The organism is Nitrospira sp. (genome assembly GCA_005116745.1).
GTDB lineage: Bacteria > Nitrospirota > Nitrospiria > Nitrospirales > Nitrospiraceae > Nitrospira_D.
Genome location: SWDS01000006.1, coordinates 354,156 through 379,016, shown reverse-complemented (window position 1 = coordinate 379,016; position 24,861 = coordinate 354,156). Strand labels below are relative to the sequence as shown.

Sequence of the window (24,861 nt, the reverse complement as noted above, 5' to 3'; positions counted from 1 at the left end):
TCACAGGATGCTCAAAAAGGCCATCCAGCAAGGCCACAGCGAGCGAAGAGGCGAGGCGTACGCTTCGATACGTTGAGCCTCTGAGCGATGCGAGACGCCGCTGGGGGACTTTTTCAGCATCCTGCTAGAGCGAATGCAGGACTGGGAGTCCGGCGTTCACCTGAGCGGCCAGGCCGGCCAAGCTGGCTCTGACTTCTGCTTCGGTGCGCACTGGACGGGCAAATGCCACACGCCCGCCCTGCATCCGGCCAGGAGTGGTCAACCGAAGATGAAACCCGAGCCGATCCAATGCGGTCACCGTCGCCTGCTGCGCCTCCACATCGCCTAATGCACGGGCCAGCGCCAACAACGTCTCCGCTTGCTCGGTATTGAGCTCGCGGATCAGATTCGAGGATGCATCAGCAAGCGGGTCTACGGCTGCCGCGATATAATCAGCCGGCATCACCCAGCCCATCGATCCAAACCCTCCGACAAAGTAGATCTCCGCGAGGGCCATGCGGAAGAAACCAAAATCTTGGTAGTCCACCCAGTAGGAGGCGTTGGCATGGCGGTCCAGATAGCAGGCGCGAACCTCGGCGTTCTCCTCCTTCGGCACCTTGGTCACAGAGCCCATCAACGTGACCCTGGCCGCCCCAAGGGGATCCGTCCTACTTTCCGGCGAAGTCACCAATAAGCTGGCGCGTGGATCGCCCAGGAGGTTCTGCGTATGCATCGCCATCGTGCTGATCAGAAAGACCGGTTGCCCCTGAGCATCCAATCCGTAAGGCATCACCGACCCGAAGGGCCAACCCGGCTGCTTGCGCGAGAGTGTCGAAAGACTGCCTGTGTGTTGTAAATACACCAGCGTCCTCGCCCGCTCAGCATGGGAGGGTTCAGGAACATCAGGACCCTCTGAATCCGGCCCGCTGTTATGTTGTCGTGATGAGGACATAGGCTGATTGTGTGCTGACACTCAATGAAATAAATAGGGTGACACATTACCTCGGATCTGCCGGACATTTCCACTGAGAGATCGGTCAGCGCGGAGAATTCTGGGCGAGACAAGCCACTGCTGAACAAGAAGGAAGGATGCCGGGGCGGTAAGCCCGCTTCGTCGTCAGTCTCTGCAGTCTGGGGGTGACTCAACGCAACATGTTCGCTTGTGCCAGAAATGTTTTGACAGCGGCGAGAAACTCTTCCGCGTCAGCGACGCGTTTCTGGACCCGATCGAGCTCGGGCTCGAAGAGCACATCATAATCGGCGAGGATTCGGTCGTCTTGTTCATCGGCCAAAACTTCAGCCAGAGATGCCGGCAACTTGCCTGCTTTGATCAAATGTTGGCCAAACAACCGGCGGACACCACGATGGGAGGTCACCGTGACGCCCTCAGCCAGCAATGCGGCACGAGCAGCGTGGAGAATGGCGTAGTAGGATCGGGAAAGAGCATCTTGAAGCAGGAGTTGCTGGAGAAGCAGTTGAGCAGCCCGAAGCGCCTGTTCTCCCCGTAGAAATTCTTTCTGGATTTCTTCGCGCGGAGGCGACGCCGTCATACCACGACGCCCTCTTGCTCCAAAACATGGAAAAACTGTGTCCCGCTGGTGCGAAGCCGTTCATAATGGTTCCGGCTGATCACTTGAATCGACAAGACGACTCCATGTTCCAATTCGAGTGCATAGCCCACGCTGCGAATTTCGTCGCCGAGCCGCCAGTTATCCGACTGAATCACCGCGAGAAGATCCACGTCCGATTCAGGTGTCGCCTCACCCCTGGCTTTTGATCCAAAGAGAACCAAACGGACCAGTTCCCCAGGGAACCGCGCTTCAACTCGTCGCTTGAATTCTTTGATGATTGGTTGTTCAGCGATAGGCTCCACAGCGGTCTCCTCCGACGTTGAGCGTAGAGCTTCACCTAAAGAGTGTCAAGCTGAGAGGACAATGACAACTATTAGAGTGAGAGGGAGTGCGCAGGAAAACCCCAACCCATCCAACAAGAGGCTATCCACCGCAACCCGCTGCCGTGAGCGGTCGTCTACTTTGCGGTATGGCAGCCTCAGTTTCCTACGTAGGATGCCGCAGATGCCGACTGTCTTCCTGAGCTATTCCCGCACGGATCTGCCGCTCATCGAGCAGCTGGAGGCACAGCTCAAGTCACATTCTGAGATTGCCATCTGGCGCGACCAAGAGAAGATTTACGGCGAGCAGAAGTGGCCGAAGGTGCTGGGCGAAGCCATTGCGGATTAAGACGTGCTAGGGAAATACTACGGGGAGGCTTTCCGAAAATTACAATACTTTGTTCGGTCCTTATTCTATGCCCGCACGAGCAATGATACGCGCCGCATGACGCAGCGCGCGCCGCCGTAAGATTCAGACCTACCCTTTTGGCAGGAACGAATGCACCCCATGCTCTCGTGCCGAGATTGCTTCGCAAGTTCACCCAAGATCGACTTTCGCTAAAAAGCAGATCCCTTTTCCAGGTTCTTCTCCTGGTTTTTCAAGAACGACTTGCAAAAAGAAGTGGCATCAGATTCTTCCTGAAACTTCGCCGCTGTATTCTCTGTGCTGGCTTTAGCGCTGACAAGATAATCCAGACATGTCTCACGAGAAAAATCTGACTTTATGACGGTATCAATTATCTTCGTGACTGCATCGGCAACAATTTGTGCTGTCTCCTTGTTCATTGGATGAGCCGAGTTGTTAACCACCTGCACAGTGCCTCCAGCGGAGGCGTGCGTGCTCACAGATCTTGCCGCATCTCTCAGCCCCTCAAGGTGCTTCAAATTGTCCTTCAAATCCTTCTCTCTCTTTTCAAGCTTCTGCGTGTCCGCATCAACTTGCCGCACTTTTTCTTGTTGAGAAGTTAAGCTCGCCTTCGCCTTATCAAGCTCAGGCTGTTTTGAAGGATCCGTTTTGACTTGAGCCTCCAGAGCTGCGACTTCCTTCGCAATAGTCGAAAGAGAGTTGGTTTCGTTTTCGGCGGTCTTCTTACTGACTGCAAGGTCACTTTTACTTGATTCCCATTCCGCCGAGCCTACATTGACAGCTTCCTGCGCCTGCAAGAGGTCTCTCGCTCCGCCTCCATTGGAAGTACCGTTCAGCACAACGGGATGCGGCGTAACAGTTCCAGTAAGCTGCTCAACCGCCAATAAGCCAAGCATCAGATTCTGATACCGTCGATGAATCTTCAAGAAGTCCGGACCTGATAGTGCACGACTCATATATCCTTCGCAAACACGGTACATGGCATCGCGAAGCAACTGAATGGTTTGCGTGCGCAGACCTATCGATGTGGCAGATTCAGCGCTCGATGCAGCAAGTTGCGCGGTAAGTCGCTCTGGTGTGATGACCGACGCGTTTAGTGAAGCACTCAGTGCAGACAGCGCATCTGGGCTAGGTTCAGCACAAACAATACCCCGTTCCCCATCAGTTATGATGACCCTTTGTTTCGCGTCAATGGAGACGCTCTTCTTGTCGGCTATGCTGAACGTATGAAAAATAGAGTTCCAGTTTGCGCATCCTGACAATAGACAGGTCGAAATGACCATAGCTGACACGAATAGATTGAACCTCATTCGCCCTCCTGATCGTTTGCCTATCAAGACCAGTGACAGTACTGGTGTACGTATCGGCGGCAATTGTACATTTACGTAATATTGTAAGACAAGTAGCTCTTCCGACAACCGCACCTCGGATTCGTCGAGGATTTCTTCCAGGCAGGAAAAGTAAGGGAAGGGAAAGTAATCGATTGGCATGGCTCAGACTTCGCCCACCGGCGATTCATCCAGGGCAGGAGCATGGAAACCGATTAGGTTATGTGTTATTCGCCATTAATCAGAAATATCGTCATCGGCACAAACTTCTATTCCAAGATCAGATCATCATCAGTCGCCTTTGGTTCCTGGCTCTGGTCCCGCTTTCGAAGCGTTGGAGTTATTGACAACACAACTGAGTCGTTGGTATTGTCTCCAACGTGAAGGCCGTCGTGCTGGTCCGTACGAGAATCGTCTACGCTGCAACGGCGTTTGCTGAGTTGGTGCTCTGGCAGGTGCCCAAACCGGTGGTGGGATGCACGCATCGATTCAAATACCGGCTTGCCTACGTGGTCGACGGTACATGCGTGCTTCGGTACGACAACGAGGCCGGCAAGGGTGACCATCGCCACTATGCCGGGAAGGAACGCGCCTATGGGTTCTCAGACCCGGATAAATTGATCGCTGACTTTCAAGCTGATATTGCGAGGTGGAACCATGAAAACCGTCATCCTTGATGTTCGCTCTCCCTCCGATGCAATCGCCGACTTTTCACACGCGTGGAAGTCCCGAAAAGCGCAACGCTCCGCGCGTATTAGCTTTGCCACTCCCGAGTTGCTGTGGCAAGTGCTCACGGCCAAGCGCTGGGAATTACTCAAAGCACTATGCGGAGTCGGGCCAATCTCTATTCGCGAGGCTGCCCGTCGAGTGCACCGAGATGTGAAAGCCGTCCATGGTGATATCACGGCCCTCCTCTCGGCCGGACTGCTGATCCGCGCACAAGGTGGTGGCGTGGAGTTTCCCTATGAGGCCGTCAAGGTCGAGTTTGTGCTCCAGGCTGCATGACGACAAATTCGAATTGGCCGCGGTCTAGATCCCCAGCTCTTCTGATAACCGCACTTCGGATTCGTCGAGGATCTCTTCCAGGCAGGTAAAACAGGAGAAGGGAAACCGGTCGATAGGGATGGCGCAGACTTCACCTACCGGCGATTCGTCCAAAGCGGGACTACCACATTCTTTGTGGATAAGAACAAGTATTATGTCTCCCTCATGACCGATCGGCGAAAAAACTCCAGATTCGCAGGGCTGCTCAGCCGCCCTTACCCCCAGTTCCGATTACTAGAAAGTCTAAGCGATCCATCATGCCCTTGCTGACCGACTCATGCAGCGCCGGCGGGAAATCCGTCGGCAATGTGTTCTCGACTTTCTGAAGCGCACGTTTCGCCGTCTCCGCCATTTCTTGGATTGTGGCCAGAACCACCGATTCCGCCAGGCTCGCCGCCTTTCCCGTCTGGACGAAATGTCGTCCCTGGATCTCACCGATCCGGTAGTGGCGGTTGGTACCGACCGACATGGCGAGCCTCATCTGCCTGCGGTCGATCTGCTTCTTCTCAAAGCTCGGTTGAGCGGTCAACACATCGTAGAGCGGTGTGAGATGAACGCTGCCGCCAGGCCCAAGAAAGATGCTGAAATTCTTCGCATGGCCATCCGTTGCGCCGATGAGCCAGAAGAACATTTGTGCTTTCAGCACGGTGATCCGATCGGCCGTCGGCTGATCGCTCCCTTTCAGCAGGTTCAGAATCTGGACGACTCCCGGCCCTCCCTCACTCTGATATTTCCTTGTCGGCGGAACGGACAACGCCTGGCAACAATCCTCCTGGGGTAGGCGCAGAAGGCGCTTGTCCTTCGTCCACCGCCGGTCAAACCGCTCGATAACCAGTGCCTTGGTGTCGCCGAATGTGTGCATCTCTGCCTTGGCGACCGGCAAGCCGAACGCTTCCGCCAGTCTGAGGCAGTAGAACTCATTCTCGACACTGTCCGAGAGGTCGAGGCCATTGGGCAGCTGTCCGATCTGTTTTTTGAAGATATGTGTCGTGGGCGTCGTACCCGTTGGTTTCCACCACCGACCTTTGTGTCGCAGTAATGCAGTTTTTTCCTGCGCCCCAGCTACAGAAATCCGGAATGTCTCGTCACGGCTTAACCCCAACGGGAATTGCGAAAGGCCACGGAGCAGTATTTCGATCGCTGCTCCGGTGATAGGGTCTCCCTTGATCGTGGTGGTATCCTCTTCATCGGCAATATCGACCGCCATGAATTGCATCGCCCCGATGCAATCCCGGCCAATGGCGGCGAGCAGACTATAGGCATCTGTTCCCGCTGCCCCCACTCTTTCGGCGACACGCCGCTTCAGCACGTCGGAGTCCGGCAAGAGATTCTCGAACACCGCCGCAACCACCTCTCCTCTATACGCATCCTCCCGCAATGGAAGTGACAACGAGACTGGCAGCGCGTGCTCCCACTCCAACCACTGTGGGTCATACTGAAACTCGATCGCGCCGGTGGATGCTTTGCTGAGTTGGCCGACTAGCCGGTTGTTCAGGAGCACGCGCAACGGCGCATGGGTACGACGGCGTGCCATCAGAAGATCTCCTCAATATCAGCCGCCCGGCCTTTGGAGCGCGAGACCATTCGAAATTCCAGATCGAGCGCAGCGAGAACACTCAGGATAGTTTCCACCGTTGTCGACGGATTCCCCGTCTCGATCAGGGAGATCGTCTCTTGTCGAAGACCAGCCTTTTCTCCCAATTGCGTTTGACTGAGTCCCTGCTTCTTCCTGATCCGCCTGATCAGGTTTCCGATCTGTCTTGGATCTCGTGCAAAATCGCCCATAACGAGTTCCTCCCTGATGCTCGCATTATGCGTTATTCACGATAACATGGCAATATCGTGATTAGCACATATTTCTGACTTATGCGCTAAAGGCAATAGGTGCAATCCTTTCGCATGATGATGCAGGAAGCCTGAGGGGGAGGCGGCTATGGGGCTTGGGGATTCGATCTAGATTCCAAGCTCTTCCGACAACCGCACTTCGGATTCATCGACGATCTCTTCCAGGCAGGTAAAACAGGAGAAGGGAAACCGGTCGATAGGGATGGCGCAGACTTCACCCACCGGCGATTCGTCTAAGGCGGGACTACCACATTCCTTGTGAATGAGAACAAGCATTATGTCTCCCTCATGACCAATCGGCGAAAGAGCTCCAGATGTTCAGGACTACTCAACCGATGGTCGCCTGGAATCAGTCTGAGATCAAGTGGAAAACTGGGATCGCGACGACGCAGTTCATCGGCAAACCGCCGGCTTCCATCCGGGGAAATGACAATATCCTGCTCTCCGTGAAGAATAGTCGTCTTGACGTGACGGGTGATATCACATGTCTTGGCCCAGTACTGTTCGCTTTGCTCCACCCACGTCCAGGACAAGGGCCAATCCCGATGTATAGGATCATCGTCCCACGGCATCCATCCGGCAGTATGCCAGTCGTGGAGCCGTTCCTGGGGGATGGTCTTGGCTCGCTCACCCATCATGTTAAATGCCGGCGCGATCAAGATGAGTTCTTCCACGCTGGGAAACTCCTTTGCGACCAGCCAGGCAATCCAACTGCCAAGTGAATTGCCTACGATGGTAACGGGTGGCCCAGCCTCGATCGACTTCACCACTGTCCGTGCATCGGCAATCCAATCCGAAAGGGTGTAGTCCGTGAACTGGCCTTCGGAATCGCCAAACCCTCGCACATCGTAACAACAAAACCCCCACCCCTTCTCCTGACACCATTGCGCCAGCGCCTTACTCTTATTGCCCCAGCGCTTGGACAGAAACCCCGTGATGAAGAGAATCTGCCGGGTTGCCCCATCAGCACGATCACCTTTGATCCGTTTCCCGTCTGCACCGATCAGCTCGAAAGGCTGCATGTTCATCCTCCGAATCTCTTTGTGATGAACGGCCCCAGTCGCCGCAACACCATCTCTGGAATCGCATGCCCACCTCGGAAGCTGTGCCACTCCACGGCGAGGCCCGCTTGCGTCAGCACATCACGAAGACGCTCGGCTCCGATGTTCGGAAGAACGTCGTCTTGCGTGCCGTGGCTTTGAAAGACCGGCAGACCCTTGCGCTTCCGCATCAACGGACCCCAGACCGCCTGAGCCAGCAAGTTCCCGGATAGCTGCACCAGCCCAGCGAATGGATAGTCGGTCTGCAAGACGGCATCACAGGTGAGCATCGCTCCCTGTGAAAAACCGCCGATCACGGTTTTCTTGTAATCGATCGGGAGCTGTTTTGGGAGTTCTTCGAGAAAGGCGAGAAACCGTTCACGTGCCAGAGCCAGGCCTTGGGGAACTTCAATGGATAAATCACGAATGCGACCAACTTCGCGATCGGCCTGGATGCGTGCAAAGTCGATGATCCACCAGGCGCGCGAATCGCCGAATCCCATGTTGAGCGAGAGCGGTGCTTCTGGGAAGAGCCAGCGGGTCTTGGCAGGAACATCGATCACCTCCGCCAGCGGTACCAAATCGTCCCCCGGTGCGCCAAACCCGTGGAGGAGCATGACGAGAGGACCACCACCACCTCCCTGCCCATCTACTCCGCCGGTGAGCCGGACCTTTAATCCACCTACTAACACGTGACGCATTCAGCCCCCTAACGGAGATACAGATATTGAAGCAGCGCCACCAAACCGTATAGTGACGATTCGACCACCGGCTGCTGATAGAGCGGCACAAAGGCACCCTGTTCGTTGTCTTCTACCTCGCTGATGACATGCTCAATCTGTTTCACTCGGACGTCGTGATCCTTCCCGATTCCCAAGGTCTGGACGATTTGCCGGTTGAGCCCGGCGAGCATCGCCGCTTTCGCCCGGCTTGCCGATTGATAGAGGAGAAACGCGCCGAGGAGCGCCACCAGCACATTCACCGACCAGGAGAGCAAGAGCAGCAGCGGGTAATTCCAGATGTCGAAATACTCGTTGCGCGCCGCGATCATGATCAAAAGCGCGATGAAGGGGTACCGGATCAGTCGATTGACCACCTCCGTCCGCTGCGCGATCAGGTCTACCACAGCGAGACACTGTAATTTCTCGAACTCTGATTTCTGCGCTTCACCCAACCCGTAGTTCCGCAGATACTCGTTCCGGATGTGGTCGGACCACCCTCCCGTCGAGTTGATAACCCATCCGATCCACCGGCGGCAGAGCATCACCGCATCGAATACCGCCAGATTCAGCAGCACCACAATGCCGACGCTGGCGAGCGTCATGACCGAGTCCACGTTGCAACTCAGGGCCCCACGGCAGGGATGGATATATTCCTCGTCCAACACAAAATAGCCGATGGCCCACATCGCTCCTGCATAGATGATGAACAACAGAAGTGTGCGAACAATCCCCTGGCTCAGCCGACTGGCTTCCCGATACCGGACCCAGGCCTGGTCCAGCTTCATCGGGGCGATGGTGGCGAGGGGATGGTAGACCCGCTGGAGATTCGTCCAGAAGGTCTGAAGAGAGAGGCGGTACCGTCCCGATGGCGCTTCGAACTGAAACTTCTCGCTGATCTGATCACCGTTTTTCCGAAGATCGCGGGCACCCTTCACGAACAAGAGGACGGTCAGAACCACCACGAAGAACCGCAACAGCTCGCTCGGCCAGATACTGACACCGGCCGTCCATGAGAACGGCTCCCCTTTGTCATGCCCGGCCAGCAAGGCCTCGGCCCCTCCGGCTAAGACAAACACCGCAAACAGCGCCACGAGAACCACTGCCGCGGTGCTCAGCGCACGCGGAGATCGTACGATGCCCGACCAGAGGCGCTGGTTGCTCCAGGCCACCGCCACCACGAGGACAAATCCCACCGCTGTCGCTGCGGCCACGGCGGCATTGTCAAATCCGACGCCTTGTCCCAGCTGGCCATATCCATCCGTATAGGCCAGATCGGGGCGCAAAGGGTGAATGGTGCGCACCGCTTCTTTCTTCACGATGCTCACATCTACCGCCCCGTTCCGACCCACCTCGAATAATCTGACATGAGATCCCGCATCGTAGAGACGGTCGTCGGGTGTCAATGCCGCATGGTAGGTGGTCGTACAGGGACCGCTCGGAGTTCCAACCTGCTCATCACGGCGGCACAGGACATGGCCGACCGCCTGTAACGCGGCGAAATAGGTGGAGGTCTGATAGCTGCTACGGAAGGGCGGGACATCTCGCTGCAGACCACCATCCAACTGCAACCCAAAGGGAGAGGCGATGACCATGTTGCGTGTCCATTTATACTCGCTCGGGTGCAGATGCCGGCCATCAAGGCCAACCGTAAAGAAAATGGCGTGCGGGAATGCAGGACGGAGGGCTTTGATGATCAAGAGCGAATCATAAGGATCCGTTCCAAAAATGCCGATGGCTCGAGCCCCCTCCCCCTCGTCATGGATTCGATCCACCAAGGCCCGTACATAATCGACCTGGCTCGTCCCTTCCGGACGATCCCGCTGGCCATCCTTGGCATTGTCGGCGCGAGCGATTTTCCCTTTGTCCTCCCCCGGAACTTCCCCATCAAGGCCGCTCAGGTAGCTATACCGATGGACGTTGAGACGTAGTGATTCATAATCAGCTTGCCGCCGAATCTGCAGATCGATGGCCTTGGGAATATCGAAACACCACTGTTTGATCGTCACCGGTACGTCGATCATTTCCAGATCCCGCTCGGAAAAGCTCCCGATTTTCTTGCAGGCAGCGGCCCGAAATTCAATAGGAAGGGCCCGCCCATAGAACGAATCCCATTCCCCAATCAGGATGACGGCATCCCAGCCGAGTCGCACCTGCCGGCGCTCCAGCTCCTCGACTAACGAGTCGAACAACTGATCGTCGGACCCGATATCATAGGCCAACCGGATATTCGCGTCCGACAACCGGCGAGCGAATTCCTCCTCGCAGGAGGCATACGTGGCACAGACCGCACTTTTCCCGCCACCCGTTGTGAGTCCGTAGGCCAGGAGCCCTTTCATCGCGCTGCTCCATGGGGAGTACAGCTCGATCCAGCCATCGGCATTCGGCCAGACCCCGACCCTTTCGTGGGGCTCGGCATACGATTCACTCGCCTCGACCAGGAGTGCCCGAAATGCCGAGGACGTACGAGGTCCCAGGATCTTGAAGGTGATAGCCTGTTGCAGATTCGGATTCAATCGAACGAGCCTGCGCCTATCGTCCGTGAGGAGGCACTCGCTTTTCTTCTCAGCTTCTCGGCAGACAAGCGCTTGAGAGAACGATGTCAGACTCGCGAGAAATCCCCGGCTCAGTGCCTCGTCCGGAAACCACACGACCAGCACGCGCTGAGAGCGCGTTGCGTCCTCGTCACAGACTCTGGTCTTTCTGAGTCGATACCATTCGTATGGCAGCGCCGGAATGGGACTCTGCGGATCCCACTCAACAAAAGACAGCTGGCCTTCTTGTTCCGGCACGTAACAGGCCACCCCCAGTGCAGTACCTACCGCATAGCGATCACGAACCCGCGACTCGGTACTTTCGACATAGGGTCCTCCGCTGGTCGTCACGAGAAGGACCGTGACGTGATGGCCATCCTTGACCCGATCTGCGATCGCTTGTCGGAGTGATCGGAGCCGCTGTGTGAGCGGCGGAACAGGGGTGGTGGAGGGCCGGCTCGTCTTGACTTCCCGTAGGCCCCGCTGAACTGCCGCGACGGGATCTTCCCACAAACGGGCACGCACTGTTTGCTCCTCGACGGTCGCTCTCATATCCAATCCCGTCCCGACTGGTCGGGAGCTGCGCAGCGGTTCTTTCACCAGCATGACGCCGGCCAGCGCCAGCACGAGCGTAAGGGCGCCTGCCACCGCTATCTTGGAATCGCTTTGTTTTTTTGCCATCTGGCTTCTCGGAGATGTGGTGCGTCAGAGAGACCTTCGTGCAGATGCCACGCGCGACACTCTACAACAGACCGTCCTGAGAGTGAAGCCGAGGGCCCTTACAACGCAATTGCAACAGTCACAGCCGACTAGGACGAGCAACTCACAGAGAGATGTTTCCCCCAGTTGGGTGGCGGAAGGGCGTAGGCGTCCATGCCAGGCTGGTCCTTGAAGGGCTCTTGCAGCAGCGTGAAGAGGCGGGCGATCTCGGAGAAGTCCTTGTGTTGTGCGTTCTCAATCGCGGTCTGAGCAAGATAGTTGCGCAGCACATACATGGGATTCACACGATTCATCCTCTCACGCCGGTCGTCGTCATGGCTGCGTTCACTCCGCAGGCGATCTCGATAGCGCGCGGCCCACTCGTGAAACCGATCACGGCTGAGGAAGTGTTCTCGCAGTCTGTCGTTCGTTGCGTCTTCCGCAGTGGAAAACGCGCTCAATTCCCTGAATACGATTGTGTAATCCGCATGGCTGCCCTGGAGCAAGCCCATGAAGTTGCGAATGAGTTCGTCGTCTTCCGGCTGCGCGTCGACCAATCCGAGTTTCGCCCGCATCTGCCTCTGATATTCCTGATCAAAGAGGGGCTGATAGGTCTCCAGGCCTGCTTTCAACACAGCTTTTTCCACCAATGGCACCAAGGCTTGTGCCAAGCAGCTCAGATTCCAGAGCCCGATGTAGGGCTGCTGATTGAAGGCATAGCGGCCGTTGTGGTCTGAGTGATTACAGATGAAGCCGGCGTCGTACTCATCCATGAAGCCGTACGGCCCATAGTCCAGCGTCAGGCCGAGGATCGACATATTGTCGGTATTCATGACCCCATGTGCCCAACCAACGGCCTGCCATTGAGCGATCAACCGTGCAGTGCGCTCAACAACATCGGTAAAGAACCAGGCGTACTTGTCGCCATCATCACGAAGATGTGGAAAGTGGTGCTCGATCACATAGTCGGCCAGCGTTTTCAGATGCTCATGTTGCTTTCGGTAGTAGAAGACCTCGAATGTACCGAAGCGGACATGTGACGGCGCCATGCGGACCACCATCGCGCCAGTCTCGATCTGTTCGCGATAGACCTTGTCGTCACTGCCGACGAGACAGAGTGCCTGCGTCGTCGGGATGCCGAGCCCCTGCATGGCCGCGCAGCAGAGATACTCACGGATCGTCGAGCGCAGCACCGCCCGGCCGTCTCCATCGCGTGAGAACGGTGTCATCCCCGCCCCTTTCAGGTGCAGATCCCACCGTTCTCCTCGTTCGTTCGTTGCCTCCCCAAGCAGGATCGCACGTCCGTCACCAAGTTGCGGAACATAGACACCGAACTGATGGCCGGAATACAGCATGGCCAACGGCTCCATGCCAGGCGCCAATGAACTCCCACCAAAGAGCGCTGAGAATTCTGGCCTCGTACATTGTTCTGGGTCGAGATCGATCAGCTCGGCGGCGGCTGAATTGGTGTGAATGAGATACGGTGGAGCATGAAAGGGAGTGGGGTTCACTCGCGAGTAAAAGGCTTGTGGCATCCGAGCATAGGTATTGTCGAAGGAGAGGGTTTCCACGGTGCGCTGCGTCATGGTTCTGTGTACCATGACGCCCTCGGATTTCGCCACTTACTCACGTTCGTCGATGACAGGAGGTCCGTTCTGATTAAAAGGCATACCCTAGGCAAGCCATCTGACATTCCTATCACAAGAATGAGGGTTGACAGCAAGGTGTCCAAACAGTTGTACTGCGGCAGTTTGATCCTATAAATTACTGCCGCCCTATATGGCGGCGCTCATGATGGATAAAAAGGAAACGCTCATCCGGTGGTGTAAACAATACATCACCCTTTAACTATCGCTCGTTGACCCAACTCGACAGCGTGACTGTCTTTGCAACTGCCATGATGATCAGAATTAAAAAGGGACTGGATGTGCCGATCAGTGGGAAGCCTGAGCAGCTGGTCCATGTCGCCAAACCTGTCCGCCACGTTGGCGTGCTCGGCGTGGATCATGTTGATCTTAAGCCCGCCATGCTCGTCGCCGAAGGGGACAAGGTGAAGCTCGGCCAAGCATTGTTCGAGCACAAGAAGTTACCCGGCGTGCGCATCACGGCCCCGGGTGCCGGCACAGTGCGTGCGATCCACCGTGGAGCGCAACGCCTGCTCCAGTCGGTCGTCATCCGGCTCGACGACACCGAAGACGAGGAGACCTTTGCATCCTACCCTGTCGACCAACTGGCCAGCCTGACCGACACGCAGGTGGTGGACAATCTCTTGGCATCAGGTCTGTGGGTGGCCTTACGTGCGCGTCCTTATAGCAAGATCGCCGACCCGACCACACGTCCGGCGGCCATCTTCGTGACGGCGATGGATAGCAACCCGCTGGCCGCCAATCCTGTTCCACTTATTACAGCGGAGGCCGAGTCCTTCGGCCATGGCCTGACAGTGATGTCGCGCCTGGGCACCATGCCGCTGTGGGTGTGCACGTCGCCGGCAGCTGAACTGCCGTTACCACAGGGGATAGGCCACATACGCCAGGCCAGTTTTGAAGGCCCTCACCCGGCCGGTCTGCCGGGGACGCATATTCACTTTCTCGAACCGGTCGACGTCAGCAAGGTGGTCTGGCACCTCAACTACCAAGAGGTGATCGCGATCGGCAAGCTGTTTACCAGCGGCCGCTTATCGACCACGCGCATCGTCGCGCTAGGCGGACCTCACGTGAAACAGCCGCGCCTGTTGCAGACCAGGCTCGGCGCCTGTATCGAGGAGTTGATCGAGGGTGAGGTTCAAGACGGTGAGAGCCGCGTCATCTCCGGCTCGATCTTGTCGGGGCGTCACGCAGCGAGCTGGTCGTCCTATCTGGGGCGCCATCACCTTCAGATATCCGTGATTCCGGAAGGGGTCGAACGAACGTTCATGGGCTGGTTCACACCTGGGCGGAACACATTCTCCCAGAGTAACGTCATGCTATCGAGTCTCTTCCGTTACCGACGGGAAGAGTTTGGGTTGACCACCGGGCTCAACGGAGGTCTACGCGCCATGGTGCCCTTCGGCAACTTCGAAGATATCATGCCGCTGGACATCCTCCCGACGCAGTTGCTGCGCTACCTCATGGTGGGCGACACTGACATGGCGCAACAGTTGGGCTGCATGGAACTGGATGAGGAAGACCTCGCATTATGCTCCTTTGTGTGTGTCGGCAAAAACGACTACGGCCCGGTGCTGCGGAACGTGTTGAGCCAGATTGAGAAAGAAGGCTGATGGCAGGTATGAAACGCTATCTCGATCGTCTCCGGCCCCTGTTTGCCAAGGGAGGCCAGTATGAAAAGTACTATCCCGTGTTCGAGATGGTCGATGGGTTCTTCTATTCCTCTCCCGAAACCACGCACCACGCGCCGCATGTGCGAGATGGCATCGATCTGAAACGATTGATGGTGTATGTGGTGGTGGCGCTGATTCCCTGCATCCTGTGGAGCTGGTTCAACACAGGCTATCAGGCGAATCTGGCCCTCGCCAAAATAGGGATGGCCAAGACAGGCTGGCGGTACGACCTGCTGGCAACGCTCCATATCGGGTTTGATGCCGGCAGTATTCTGGCCAATACGGTCCATGGCTTCTTGTACTTTTTGCCGATCTATCTGGTGACCTTGATCGTCGGCGGTATCTGGGAAACGGTCTTCTCCACGGTGCGCCAGAAAGAAATCAATGAAGGTTTCCTGGTCACCTCGATGCTCTTCACGCTGACACTGCCACCCAATATGCCTCTCTGGATGGTCGCCATCGGGATCAGCTTCGGCGTGGTCCTCGGCAAAGAAATCTTCGGCGGGACCGGCAAGAATTTTCTCAATCCCGCCCTAACCGCGCGGGCGTTTCTGTTTTTCGCCTATCCCGCCGAAATCTCCGGTGATCGGGTGTGGGTGGCGGTGGATGGCTATTCCGGTGCGACCGCGCTCAGCCTGGGGAAAGTGGGCGGCGTCGAGGAGATCATCCGCGGGGGCACGACCTGGTGGGATGCCTTTCTCGGCCTGATGCCCGGCTCTATGGGGGAAACCTCCACTCTGGCCTGTCTGCTCGGCGCAGCATTCCTGATCTATACAGGGGTCGCTTCCTGGCGCATTATCGTCGGGTGCTTTGTAGGAATGGTCGGAGCTTCGCTCCTGTTCAATATGATCGGCAGCGAGACCAATCCTATGGTGGCGATGCCCTGGTACTGGCACCTGGTGCTGGGCGGGTTTGCCTTCGGCGCGGTCTTCATGGCCACTGACCCCGTGTCGGCCGCCATGACGAGTGCCGGGCGCTGGGCCTTCGGTATTCTGATCGGGGCGATGACCGTGCTGATCCGCGTGGCGAATCCCGCGTTTCCTGAAGGCGTGATGCTCACGATTTTGTTTGCTAATGTATTCGCACCCCTGATTGATTATACGGTCATTCAGCTAAATATCCGACGGAGGCTACGCCGCCATGTCCGCGCCTGAATCCGATTCCGCCGTCTCCACTGCGCCAGTCGAAAGTGCGAGCAGGACACTGTTGGTGACGCTTGTCCTCTGTCTGGCCTGCTCGGTGGTAGTCGCTGGTGCGGCGGTGCTCCTTCGCCCCATTCAGGAATCGAATCAGAAGGCCGACCTCATACGGAATGTGCTTGCGGTCTCCGGCCTGCTCAAGGAAGGACTGACGGAAGAACAAGCGCTCAAACGAATCGACGCCCGCATGGTCGAACTGGCGACCGGTGACGAGGTGAAGGGGATCGATCCTGACACCTTTAATATCGTCAAGGCCGGAAAGGATCCTGCGATCTCTACCGAGCTCACTCGCCGAGAGGATGTGGCGGGGATCAGGCGCGAACCACGCTATTTGCCGATCTATCGGATTGTCAGCGCCAACGGCGAGTTCAAGAAACTGATCCTACCGGTGTATGGCTATGGACTGTGGTCCACGATGTACGGGTTTCTCGCGCTGGAGGAGGATCTGCGAACGGTTCAGGGCCTCCGCTTCTATCAGCATGCCGAGACTCCGGGACTCGGTGGAGAGATCGACAATCCCAAGTGGCGAGCACAATGGACAGGCAAAGTCCTCTTCGACGAGAACTGGAAGGTTCAGGTTGAAGTGACGAAGGTCGCAATTGACAGTTCCACCCCCGAGGCTCAACATCAGGTCGACGCACTCGCCGGGGCCACCATCACCTCGCGAGGTGTTGAGAATTTGCTGAAGTTCTGGCTGAGCGACAAGGGGTACGGGCCGTATCTATCCCGTTTGCGACAGGAAAGGAGCTAACGCTCATGTCATACCAACACAACAAAATAATCTTCGAACCGATCGTCGATAATAACCCGGTCATCCTCCAGGTTCTCGGAATTTGCTCGGCATTGGCCGTGACATCGAAGCTCTCCACCACGATCACCATGTGCCTCGCGCTAACCATCGTGACCGCCTGCTCCAATGCCGCCATTAGTCTGGTCCGCAATCATACCCCGAGCAGCATCCGCATCATTGTGCAGATGACGATTATTTCGTCGCTGGTCATCGTCACCGATCAGTTCATCAAAGCCTATGCATTCACCATCAGCAAAGACCTGTCGGTCTTCGTCGGGTTGATCATCACCAATTGTATCGTCATGGGACGCGCGGAAGCCTACGCGATGAAACATCCCCCACTCCCCAGCTTCCTTGATGGACTTGGCAACGGTCTCGGCTATAGCGCGCTCCTCATGGTCGTCGGGGTCATACGCGAATTGTTGGGGTCCGGTTCCCTGTTTGGGTATCCGATCCTTCCTCTTGATCGGGATGGTGGATGGTATGTGCCGAACGGCCTGCTGCTCCTGCCCCCGAGTGCGTTTTTCCTGATCGGCATGATCATTTGGGTGGTGCGTTCCTGGAAGCCGGCACAAGTCGAACAACCAGACTACCAGATCTATCACGCGCCTCGTCCGGAGGTGGCCTCATGATTGACCTGGTGAATTTATTTATCAAAGCGGTCTTCGTCGAGAATCTTGCACTGACGTTTTTTCTCGGCATGTGCACATTTCTGGCTGTCTCGAAAAAAATCGGTACGGCGCTCGGACTTGGCATCGCGGTGGTCGTCGTTCAAAGTCTGACCATCCCGATTAATAATCTGATCTACCAGTTTCTGATCCGTGATCGCGCGCTGGCCTGGGCAGGGCTCCCTGAGATCAGTCTGGATTTCTTGGGGCTCATCACCTACATCAGCGTCATTGCGGCGGTCGTCCAGGTCCTGGAAATGTTTCTTGATCGATACGTCCCCTCACTCTACAACTCGCTGGGGATCTTTTTGCCGCTGATTACGGTCAACTGCGCCATCCTCGGAGGCTGTCTGTTTATGGTCGAACGCGACTATAACTTTAGTGAGAGCGTCACCTATGGCGTGGGCTCCGGTGTCGGATGGGCGCTCGCGATCGTGGCGATGGCAGGGGTACGTGAGAAGCTCAAGTATTCCGACATACCAGAAGGCTTACAGGGACTGGGTGTCACCTTCATCACCGCTGGGTTAATGGCACTCGGGTTCATGGCCTTTTCTGGAATTCAACTCTGAGTCTGATGAGAGACCGCGTATGATCGAGATCCTCCTGGGAGTCGGTGTATTCACCGGGTTCGTCCTCATTCTCGTCGTCTTCATTCTGAGTGCGCGCTCCAAACTGGTGGCCAGCGGCAATATCACGATCACCATCAACGACAAGAAATCGATCGAGACCCCGATCGGAGGCAAGTTGCTCAATGCGCTTGGCGACGCCAAGATTTTTGTCAGTTCCGCCTGCGGCGGCGGTGGTACGTGTGGAGTGTGCCGGGTCAAAGTCTTCGAAGGGGGTGGAGTCATTCTGCCGACCGAAACCTCGCATATCAACAAGCGTGAAGCGCGCGAGGGCTACCGTCTCTCTTGCCAGGTGGCAGTCAAGCAGAACCTGAAGATCGAGGTTCCAGATGAAGTGTTTGGGGTCAAGAAATGGGAATGTACCGTCCGCTCCAACCACAATGTAGCCACCTTCATCAAGGAACTGGTCCTGGAGCTTCCTCAGGATGAATATGTCGATTTCCGTGCCGGAGGGTATATCCAGATTTTCTGTCCTCCGTATGAGCACACGTTTAAGGACTTTGATATCGAAGAACGGTTTCGCAGCGACTGGGACCGGCTGAAACTTTGGGAGCTTGTGTCCAAGGTCAACGAGCCCATCGAGCGCGCCTACTCCATGGCCAACTACCCAGAGGAGCGTGGCATCATTATGCTCAATATTCGCATTGCCACGCCCCCGCCGCGCACGCAAGATCTACCTCCGGGTAAAATGTCCTCCTACCTGTTTGGACTGAAACCGGGCGACAAGGTCACCATCTCTGGACCGTTCGGCGAGTTCTTTGCGCGTGACACCAACAACGAGATGGTATTCATCGGCGGTGGCGCAGGGATGGCGCCCATGCGTTCGCATATTTTCGATCAGCTGGGCCGCCTCAAGACCACACGCAAGATGTCCTTCTGGTACGGAGCTCGATCGAAGCGTGAGATGTTCTATGTCGACGATTTCGATAAGCTGGACGCCGCGCATGACAACTTCAAGTGGCATGTTGCCTTGTCCGACGCTCTCCCTGAGGACAACTGGGGCGGCTATACCGGCTTCATCCATAACGTGCTGTATAATGAGTATCTGAAGACCCATCCGGCGCCAGAAGATTGTGAGTACTATCTCTGCGGACCGCCGATGATGAATGCCGCTGTGATCAAGATGCTGTTGGATCTGGGAGTCGAGCGGGAAAACATCATGCTCGATGACTTCGGAGGATGACCGTCCATGCATCTCTCCATCCCGCGCCTGCGTACGCTGATTGCGTTGATCGCTCTGCTCGCTGCCGGTGCCGGCTTCAGCCTGCTGCGTCCTGAGCCGCCTATCGCAGAGCTGCACATGAGTGGTCCCACCATGGGAACCACCTATAACGTGAAATACCGCCCCACCCAGAATGCTCCGACACTGAAAGTGATGCAAACAGAAGTGGATGCCTTGCTGGCCGAGATCAATCACACCATGTCTACCTATGACCCGGAATCGGAGCTGTCGCGCTTGAACCGTCTGCGCACGACCGACTGGGTGCCCGCATCCGATTCGCTACGTACCGTGCTCAAAGCCGCGCTCGAGATCGGAGCCCAGAGCGAAGGGGCGTTTGACATCACAGTTGGTCCCCTGGTCAATCTCTGGGGCTTCGGCCCCGAGTTTCATCCGGACCGCATCCCGCTTGAAACCGACATTGCCGCCGCGCGCAAGCGCAGCGGTCTCGACAAAGTCACACTCAGTGAGGCTCAGCAGGCGGTGCGCAAGCACCGCCCTGATGTCTTTCTGGATCTTTCCGGAATCGCCAAGGGCTACGGGGTGGACCGAGTGGCTGAACTCATGACCGCGCACGGCATTGAACATTATATGGTGGAGATCGGGGGCGAGATACGGGTACGCGGGCTCAAGAATCAGGATACACCTTGGCGGATTGCGATCGAGAAACCGTTGTCAGGCGAACGTTCGGTGCAGACGATGCTGGCCCTCAGCGACATCGCGCTCGCCACCTCAGGCAATTATCGAAACTTTTTTGAAATCGCCGGGCGACGCTATTCCCATACCATCGATCCGACCACCGGCTGGCCGATCGATAATCATCTGGTGTCGGTGACGGTGCTGGCGGAGACCAGCATGCGAGCCGACGCCTGGGCCACCGCGTTCCAGGTGTTGGGACCTGAGCGTGGCATGGCCATCGCCGAACGACTCAATCTTCCCGTCCTCTTTGTCATCGAGCGGGATGGCCGGTTTGAGGAACGCGTCTGTTGCGCCTTCCAGCGGTACCGCAAACAGGAGGAGTTGTCATGACTATTTTCCTGGTGACCTTTCTTGTCATGGTAATAGCAATCCTGGCGATGGCGGTGGGTGTCCTGCTCGGTCGCCGTCCGATCGGCGGCAGTTGTGGCGGTCTTGAGCGTATCGGGCTGGAGTGCGATGCCGGCTGCGACAAGCCCTGCCCAGAACGTCTGGCCCGTCTGCAATCTCCGAGGAAAGAACTGCTGTAAGAGGGCCGAGACAACCACCCCCCCGGTGAATGTATGCACTGGCTACTTGAATCCGCGAGATATAGGGTGTATTGATTTTCTTTAATTGGTCGCCACTGGCTTGAAAGAGGCCGTTATGCCTAACACCATCTTGGTTCCGTTCGATGGCTCGGAGAGCGCAATGCGCGCACTACACCTTGCCATTGAGCGAGCACGTGAGAAGCCACAAGGTCGCGTGCATCTCGTGACTGTGCACCCCCCGCTACGCGTGTACGGCGAAATTCAGGTCTACGTGGGCGACAAGAAAGCAGCGGAAATGGCAGCACAGTATAATCGTGAGCTTCTCGAACCGGCGGAGCACGTGCTGCGCGCGTCGGGCGTGGCGTTCGCGAGCAGTACAGAGGAAGGCGATGCCGCCGAAAAGATTGTGGAGTGCGCCAAAGCAGTTGAGGCCGGCGAAATTGTTATGGGATCGCGTGGACTCGGGCGTATTGCTGGGCTCGTGATGGGCTCGGTCACCACCAAGGTCGTCCATCTGACCCAGATCCCCGTCACGCTGGTCAAATGACTCGGGTTTCGACGCAACATTTCAAACCACTCGCGCTCATTGAACGGAAAGCCGGGTGTTGGTGATGTCCCCCTTGCCTCACCGGTGAAACGCAGGCCGGAAATCTCACCGAGTTGTCTTCGATTCATGCTCCGTGGAAAGTTTGCCTTGATTTATACTCATCTGCCTGTGTAGCTTCTGGTTTCCTTTGAATTTCCGGTGTATCTGGATCGTCCGGTCGTCACTTCGAACCACGACCTCAGGAAATTCAACAAACTTCAGATCGACAGTCGCCTGATCGGGCGCTTGTACGAAGACCGCTTTGCGATAGTGGCGGACTCGCTGCTCGTATTGCGAGGAACAACGAGAAGCAGGGGAGCGTCATGCGTCTTGAAGAGCAGAAGATTCCATCGTCGCAGGCGGGCATCGGTCCGCGGCTGGTCATCGCCGGAGCCGCGTTCGCATTATGGCTCGCCCCCTCGCTTGCTATCGCGGCGACTGACCCACCCACCGCTTTTGGCATCCCGTTCGATTTCATCTTGTTCGCCCTCACACTGCTCGGCGTGGCGCTGTTCCACCACCATACGCTGCAGGTGGCGCTCACTGGACTCGGAACGATCGCGTTGTACAAATTGGCGTTCACCGGGTTCAAGACCGGCGATGGCCTGCCAGGCTTGGTCGGCCACCTGGCCCATGAGTGGGTCATTCTTTCCAATCTGCTGTGCCTGTTGCTGGGCTTTGCATTGCTGTCCAAGCACTTCGAGGAAAGCCATGTTCCCGCAGTGCTCCCAAAGTACCTGCCGGGACAAGCGAAGGGTGCGTTCGCGCTGCTCGCGATGGTGTTCGTGCTGTCCTCGTTTCTCGACAACATCGCTGCAGCGATGATTGGGGGCGCCATGGCACAGACCGTCTTTCGCGGCAAGGTTCACATTGGATACCTCGCCGCGATTGTCGCCGCCTCCAATGCGGGCGGTTCGGGCAGCGTGGTGGGCGACACCACGACCACGATGATGTGGATCGACGGGGTGAGCCCGATTGACGTATTCCACGCGTATGTCGCCGCGGTGGTCGCACTAGTCCTGTTTGGCATCCCGGCCGCGCTACAGCAAAACAAACATTCGCCGTTGATGGCCTATGAGCCCGGTGGCACACATGTGGACTGGGGTCGCGTCGGTATTGTGGGCTTCATTTTGGTGGCGGCGATTTCCACCAACGTGTACATCAACCTAGTACACCCCGAGATTGCTGATCATTTCCCCTTCATCGGCGTAGCCGTGGCCCTGGCGATCCTAGTCTCGGCGCCAGTACGCAAGCCGGATTGGAGTCTGTTACCCGGTGCGACCAAAGGGACGATTTTTCTACTGTCACTGGTCACCTGCGCCTCCATGATGCCGGTGGAAAAATTGCCGGTCGCCTCCTGGCCATCGGCCATGGGGCTCGGGTTCGTCTCCGCGGTGTTCGACAACATCCCACTCACCGCGCTCGCGCTGAAACAAGGCGGCTATGACTGGGGCATGCTCGCCTACACGGTGGGGTTCGGCGGCTCGATGATCTGGTTCGGCTCGTCGGCCGGCGTGGCCTTGTCCAACATGTATCCGGATGCGAAAAACGTCGGTCGATGGGTGTATCACGGCTGGCATGTCGTGGTCGCGTATGTCATCAGCTTCTGTGTGCTGCTCGCGGTCATGGGCTGGCACCCCACTCCCAAACGCGGCGATCCGCCAGTCACAACCTCTTCTGTTGCCCAACCGGCCGAGGCGCCGGTGCACTAGAACTTCTCATCCTTCTCGACGATGTCGCTGTCGGCTCGGTATACTACGTTGTCTCGATAGGACCCCTTTCCCAGACAGAGGCCGCGCGTGAAGAACCGCACAACGCATTCTTCTCCTGCTAAAAATCCGGTTCAATCCAAACCCGAAGTCGCCGCTGCCGAAGTGTTGGCCTGGGTGAGCGATTGTCTGGAAGGCGGACTCTGTCTCACCGCCAAAGGACTCCTGATTTTTGAGAACGCGCAGTTCGGCGAACTGGTCGAAGCGACTGCCGTGCCGCGTGACCGACCCACACGGAATGAGACGAGTATACGTGCGCACCTGTTTGCCGATTCGATGGTCTGGAATAAGGAAACCTTGGGATCTAGGGGCAGTCAAACCTATCGGCTCGCTGACCGCGAAGGCCAAACGCTTATTTATGAGTGCCGCTACAGCGTCGTCCCGTACCATGGGGAGACCGGAGTCCTCTTGGTTCTCCGAAACGTGACAGAACATACGGAGCTGGTACAGGAAGCATCACAAATCGCTCGATTTCAATCGGTGCTGGCCCGGATCGGCACCTTGGCCGTCAGTGATGCCCCGGCGCAGGAACTGATGAGCGAAGCCGTGAAGCATACCGCTGAGGCCCTCGAACTCGAGATGTGCAAGATTCTTGTTCCGCGAGAATCAGACGATCACTTGGCTGTGGTGGCAGGAATCGGTCTTGAACCGGAATTGATCGGCAAGCTGACGATCGAAGGAGGGACACATTCCCAGGCCGGATACGCCATCCGGGAACGGCTGCCGGTTGTCATGCGGGATTTGCGAAAGGAAACGCGGTTCACGCCCTCAAAGCTTCTGACCGAGCATGGCGGCATCGCGGGCATGTGTGTGCCGATGCTGGTTGAGGACCGGGTGTACGGAGCCATGACGGCCCATTCCAAGATGGTTCGTGACTTCACCGTCAAGGAACTCGAGTTTCTCTGTACGGTTGCGAATACCGTGGCAACGGTCCTGGAACGACGTCGCCGTGCCGATACACAGCGAGATCTCTATCATCGATTGTTCATGTCGGCGCAGGATGGGATCATGCTGACCGACACCAAAGGGTACATTCTGGAGTGGAACCCGGCCATCGAGCGTATGACGGGTTGGACACGTGGCGAGGCACTCGGCCAGCGGCCATCACTTTTGAAGTCAGGCAAGCATCCACCGGAGTTCTATGAACGACTCTGGCAAGCGATCCACTCTGGACTGGCGTTCGTGGATCGTTTCGTCAATCGCCGGAAGGACGGATCGGAGTTCCTGGTCTGGGAAAGCGTGAGCCCCGTCAAAGATCGTGACGGGACTACGCAATTCTATTTGGCGATTTTAACGGATCTCAGCGAGCGGGAACAGATGCTGGAAGCCCTGCGCCACGCTGAACAGGTGAAATTGATCGGACAGCTGGCCGGCGGCATCTTGCATGAAGTCCGCAATCCGCTAATCGGGCTCGGAAGTCTGGCGACGCATCTCGCAGAACAGGACCAATTGCCGCGGGCCGCGAGAGACCGCTGCGCGCTCATCGCGCGCGAAGCAGCTCGTATCGACGAGCTACTGGAATCCCATCTAGGCCAATTGCGGCCACGCCCGTTTGATCTCCAGCCCTGCGATCTCCCATCCCTGATCGACGACATGCTGACACTGCTGCAGCCCAATCTCAGCAAGCAGCGGATCCGTGTAAAAAAAATCATCCCGGAGGGTCCTGTGGTGGATGCCTCCCGTGCCCACCTGCAACAAGCCTTTCTGAATATCTCAATGAATGCGATTGACGCCATGGCGAACGGAGGAGAATTGACGATCCGAATCGCCTTGAACGCAAAACAAGGTCCGGGGATTTCGGTGACGTTCTCCGATACGGGGAAAGGCATCGAGCCCGAGGATCTACAGCGAATCTTCGAACCGTTCTTTACGAATGGGAAAGCGAAAGGGGTCGGCCTGGGCTTGACGATCACCCACGACATCGTCGAGCGACACGGCGGGCAATTGGCGATTAGCAGCCCTCCCGGAAGTGGAGCAATCGTCGAGGTGTGGCTGCCCCTGAAGCGAGAGACCTAA

The 24,861-nt window shown here is 56.9% G+C and carries 24 protein-coding genes; 14 read left to right on the top strand and 10 right to left on the bottom strand.

The window, feature by feature from the left end; all coding sequences use genetic code 11:
- Positions 1-124 precede the first annotated feature (124 nt).
- From E8D52_07485 to E8D52_07475, 3 genes are all read right to left on the bottom strand, one after another.
- Positions 125-931: a DUF2470 domain-containing protein gene (locus E8D52_07485; GenBank protein ID TKB68819.1), complete on the bottom strand. Its 807-nt coding sequence runs from the start codon at positions 929-931 to the stop codon at positions 125-127.
- A gap of 190 nt (positions 932-1,121) precedes the next feature.
- Positions 1,122-1,529, bottom strand: coding sequence for a HEPN domain-containing protein (locus E8D52_07480; protein ID TKB68818.1), 408 nt, complete (start codon positions 1,527-1,529; stop codon positions 1,122-1,124).
- Positions 1,526-1,852, bottom strand: a complete 327-nt coding sequence (locus E8D52_07475; GenBank protein TKB68817.1) for a nucleotidyltransferase domain-containing protein — start codon at positions 1,850-1,852, stop codon at positions 1,526-1,528. The genes E8D52_07480 and E8D52_07475 overlap by 4 nt, the downstream gene beginning before the upstream one ends.
- A gap of 202 nt (positions 1,853-2,054) precedes the next feature.
- On the opposite strand from E8D52_07475, the gene E8D52_07470 reads away from it, so the two are divergent.
- Positions 2,055-2,219, top strand: coding sequence for a TIR domain-containing protein (locus tag E8D52_07470; GenBank protein TKB68816.1), 165 nt, complete (start codon positions 2,055-2,057; stop codon positions 2,217-2,219).
- Positions 2,220-2,428: 209 nt separating this feature from the next.
- On the opposite strand, the gene E8D52_07465 is transcribed toward E8D52_07470, so the two are convergent.
- A complete protein-coding gene (locus E8D52_07465) occupies positions 2,429-3,727 on the bottom strand; it encodes a hypothetical protein (GenBank protein TKB68815.1) in 1,299 nt (432 codons plus the stop codon).
- A gap of 218 nt (positions 3,728-3,945) precedes the next feature.
- Here E8D52_07465 and E8D52_07460 point away from each other — a divergent pair, with 218 nt between their 5' ends.
- Both E8D52_07460 and E8D52_07455 read left to right on the top strand, forming a co-directional pair.
- A complete protein-coding gene (locus E8D52_07460) occupies positions 3,946-4,242 on the top strand; it encodes a hypothetical protein (protein ID TKB68814.1) in 297 nt (98 codons plus the stop codon).
- On the top strand, positions 4,223-4,570 hold the full coding sequence (locus E8D52_07455) for a DNA-binding protein (GenBank protein TKB68813.1): 348 nt from the start codon (positions 4,223-4,225) through the stop codon (positions 4,568-4,570). The genes E8D52_07460 and E8D52_07455 overlap by 20 nt, the downstream gene beginning before the upstream one ends.
- Before the next feature lie 244 nt (positions 4,571-4,814).
- Here E8D52_07455 and E8D52_07450 read toward each other — a convergent pair whose 3' ends face one another.
- The 6 genes from E8D52_07450 to E8D52_07425 form a co-directional block, all read right to left on the bottom strand.
- Positions 4,815-6,143, bottom strand: a complete 1,329-nt coding sequence (locus E8D52_07450; protein TKB68812.1) for a type II toxin-antitoxin system HipA family toxin — start codon at positions 6,141-6,143, stop codon at positions 4,815-4,817.
- Positions 6,143-6,394: a helix-turn-helix domain-containing protein gene (locus E8D52_07445; GenBank protein TKB68811.1), complete on the bottom strand. Its 252-nt coding sequence runs from the start codon at positions 6,392-6,394 to the stop codon at positions 6,143-6,145. Before E8D52_07445 ends, E8D52_07450 begins: the two co-directional genes overlap by 1 nt.
- 335 nt (positions 6,395-6,729) lie before the next feature.
- Positions 6,730-7,482 (bottom strand): alpha/beta hydrolase, encoded by a 753-nt coding sequence (locus E8D52_07440; GenBank protein ID TKB68810.1) that lies wholly within the window; start codon positions 7,480-7,482, stop codon positions 6,730-6,732.
- On the bottom strand, positions 7,479-8,195 hold the full coding sequence (locus E8D52_07435) for a hypothetical protein (GenBank protein ID TKB68809.1): 717 nt from the start codon (positions 8,193-8,195) through the stop codon (positions 7,479-7,481). Before E8D52_07435 ends, E8D52_07440 begins: the two co-directional genes overlap by 4 nt.
- Positions 8,196-8,203: 8 nt before the next feature.
- Positions 8,204-11,428 (bottom strand): hypothetical protein, encoded by a 3,225-nt coding sequence (locus tag E8D52_07430; GenBank protein TKB68808.1) that lies wholly within the window; start codon positions 11,426-11,428, stop codon positions 8,204-8,206.
- A 128-nt stretch (positions 11,429-11,556) separates the two neighbouring features.
- Complete coding sequence (locus tag E8D52_07425) at positions 11,557-13,032, bottom strand: YdiU family protein (protein ID TKB69439.1); 1,476 nt, start codon at positions 13,030-13,032, stop codon at positions 11,557-11,559.
- A 311-nt stretch (positions 13,033-13,343) separates the two neighbouring features.
- Here E8D52_07425 and E8D52_07420 point away from each other — a divergent pair, with 311 nt between their 5' ends.
- The 11 genes from E8D52_07420 to E8D52_07370 all read left to right on the top strand — a co-directional run bounded on the left by E8D52_07420 (position 13,344) and on the right by E8D52_07370 (position 24,861).
- Positions 13,344-14,702, top strand: a complete 1,359-nt coding sequence (locus E8D52_07420; GenBank protein TKB68807.1) for a Na(+)-translocating NADH-quinone reductase subunit A — start codon at positions 13,344-13,346, stop codon at positions 14,700-14,702.
- Positions 14,702-15,916: an NADH:ubiquinone reductase (Na(+)-transporting) subunit B gene (locus tag E8D52_07415; GenBank protein ID TKB68806.1), complete on the top strand. Its 1,215-nt coding sequence runs from the start codon at positions 14,702-14,704 to the stop codon at positions 15,914-15,916. Before E8D52_07420 ends, E8D52_07415 begins: the two co-directional genes overlap by 1 nt.
- Positions 15,903-16,712, top strand: coding sequence for a Na(+)-translocating NADH-quinone reductase subunit C (locus E8D52_07410; GenBank protein ID TKB68805.1), 810 nt, complete (start codon positions 15,903-15,905; stop codon positions 16,710-16,712). Before E8D52_07415 ends, E8D52_07410 begins: the two co-directional genes overlap by 14 nt.
- A 5-nt stretch (positions 16,713-16,717) precedes the next feature.
- On the top strand, positions 16,718-17,383 hold the full coding sequence (locus tag E8D52_07405) for an NADH:ubiquinone reductase (Na(+)-transporting) subunit D (GenBank protein TKB68804.1): 666 nt from the start codon (positions 16,718-16,720) through the stop codon (positions 17,381-17,383).
- On the top strand, positions 17,380-17,988 hold the full coding sequence (gene nqrE / locus E8D52_07400; GenBank protein TKB68803.1) for an NADH:ubiquinone reductase (Na(+)-transporting) subunit E: 609 nt from the start codon (positions 17,380-17,382) through the stop codon (positions 17,986-17,988). Before E8D52_07405 ends, nqrE begins: the two co-directional genes overlap by 4 nt.
- A 22-nt stretch (positions 17,989-18,010) precedes the next feature.
- Positions 18,011-19,228 (top strand): NADH:ubiquinone reductase (Na(+)-transporting) subunit F, encoded by a 1,218-nt coding sequence (locus E8D52_07395; protein ID TKB69438.1) that lies wholly within the window; start codon positions 18,011-18,013, stop codon positions 19,226-19,228.
- A gap of 6 nt (positions 19,229-19,234) precedes the next feature.
- On the top strand, positions 19,235-20,293 hold the full coding sequence (locus E8D52_07390) for an FAD:protein FMN transferase (GenBank protein TKB68802.1): 1,059 nt from the start codon (positions 19,235-19,237) through the stop codon (positions 20,291-20,293).
- The gene (gene nqrM, locus E8D52_07385) at positions 20,290-20,490 is read left to right on the top strand and encodes a (Na+)-NQR maturation NqrM (protein TKB68801.1); all 201 of its coding nucleotides are present in this window, start codon (positions 20,290-20,292) and stop codon (positions 20,488-20,490) included. The genes E8D52_07390 and nqrM overlap by 4 nt, the downstream gene beginning before the upstream one ends.
- A gap of 115 nt (positions 20,491-20,605) precedes the next feature.
- Positions 20,606-21,037, top strand: a complete 432-nt coding sequence (locus tag E8D52_07380; GenBank protein TKB68800.1) for a universal stress protein — start codon at positions 20,606-20,608, stop codon at positions 21,035-21,037.
- A 467-nt stretch (positions 21,038-21,504) separates the two neighbouring features.
- Complete coding sequence (locus tag E8D52_07375) at positions 21,505-22,788, top strand: citrate transporter (protein TKB69437.1); 1,284 nt, start codon at positions 21,505-21,507, stop codon at positions 22,786-22,788.
- An 87-nt stretch (positions 22,789-22,875) separates the two neighbouring features.
- Entirely contained in the window at positions 22,876-24,861 is a 1,986-nt protein-coding gene (locus E8D52_07370) for a PAS domain S-box protein (GenBank protein TKB68799.1), read from the top strand.

What these genes read in the sequence shown, in the direction of transcription:
- E8D52_07485 (TKB68819.1), bottom strand. Translation starts at nt 931, where the DNA reads ATGTCCTCATCACGACAACATAACAGCGGGCCGGATTCAGAGGGTCCT.
- E8D52_07480 (TKB68818.1), bottom strand. Translation starts at nt 1,529, where the DNA reads ATGACGGCGTCGCCTCCGCGCGAAGAAATCCAGAAAGAATTTCTACGG.
- E8D52_07470 (TKB68816.1), top strand. Translation starts at nt 2,055, where the DNA reads ATGCCGACTGTCTTCCTGAGCTATTCCCGCACGGATCTGCCGCTCATC.
- E8D52_07465 (TKB68815.1), bottom strand. Translation starts at nt 3,727, where the DNA reads ATGCCAATCGATTACTTTCCCTTCCCTTACTTTTCCTGCCTGGAAGAA.
- E8D52_07455 (TKB68813.1), top strand. Translation starts at nt 4,223, where the DNA reads ATGAAAACCGTCATCCTTGATGTTCGCTCTCCCTCCGATGCAATCGCC.
- E8D52_07450 (TKB68812.1), bottom strand. Translation starts at nt 6,143, where the DNA reads ATGGCACGCCGTCGTACCCATGCGCCGTTGCGCGTGCTCCTGAACAAC.
- E8D52_07445 (TKB68811.1), bottom strand. Translation starts at nt 6,394, where the DNA reads ATGGGCGATTTTGCACGAGATCCAAGACAGATCGGAAACCTGATCAGG.
- E8D52_07440 (TKB68810.1), bottom strand. Translation starts at nt 7,482, where the DNA reads ATGAACATGCAGCCTTTCGAGCTGATCGGTGCAGACGGGAAACGGATC.
- E8D52_07435 (TKB68809.1), bottom strand. Translation starts at nt 8,195, where the DNA reads ATGCGTCACGTGTTAGTAGGTGGATTAAAGGTCCGGCTCACCGGCGGA.
- E8D52_07430 (TKB68808.1), bottom strand. Translation starts at nt 11,428, where the DNA reads ATGGCAAAAAAACAAAGCGATTCCAAGATAGCGGTGGCAGGCGCCCTT.
- E8D52_07425 (TKB69439.1), bottom strand. Translation starts at nt 13,032, where the DNA reads ATGACGCAGCGCACCGTGGAAACCCTCTCCTTCGACAATACCTATGCT.
- E8D52_07420 (TKB68807.1), top strand. Translation starts at nt 13,344, where the DNA reads ATGATGATCAGAATTAAAAAGGGACTGGATGTGCCGATCAGTGGGAAG.
- E8D52_07415 (TKB68806.1), top strand. Translation starts at nt 14,702, where the DNA reads ATGGCAGGTATGAAACGCTATCTCGATCGTCTCCGGCCCCTGTTTGCC.
- E8D52_07410 (TKB68805.1), top strand. Translation starts at nt 15,903, where the DNA reads ATGTCCGCGCCTGAATCCGATTCCGCCGTCTCCACTGCGCCAGTCGAA.
- E8D52_07405 (TKB68804.1), top strand. Translation starts at nt 16,718, where the DNA reads ATGTCATACCAACACAACAAAATAATCTTCGAACCGATCGTCGATAAT.
- nqrE (TKB68803.1), top strand. Translation starts at nt 17,380, where the DNA reads ATGATTGACCTGGTGAATTTATTTATCAAAGCGGTCTTCGTCGAGAAT.
- E8D52_07390 (TKB68802.1), top strand. Translation starts at nt 19,235, where the DNA reads ATGCATCTCTCCATCCCGCGCCTGCGTACGCTGATTGCGTTGATCGCT.
- nqrM (TKB68801.1), top strand. Translation starts at nt 20,290, where the DNA reads ATGACTATTTTCCTGGTGACCTTTCTTGTCATGGTAATAGCAATCCTG.
- E8D52_07380 (TKB68800.1), top strand. Translation starts at nt 20,606, where the DNA reads ATGCCTAACACCATCTTGGTTCCGTTCGATGGCTCGGAGAGCGCAATG.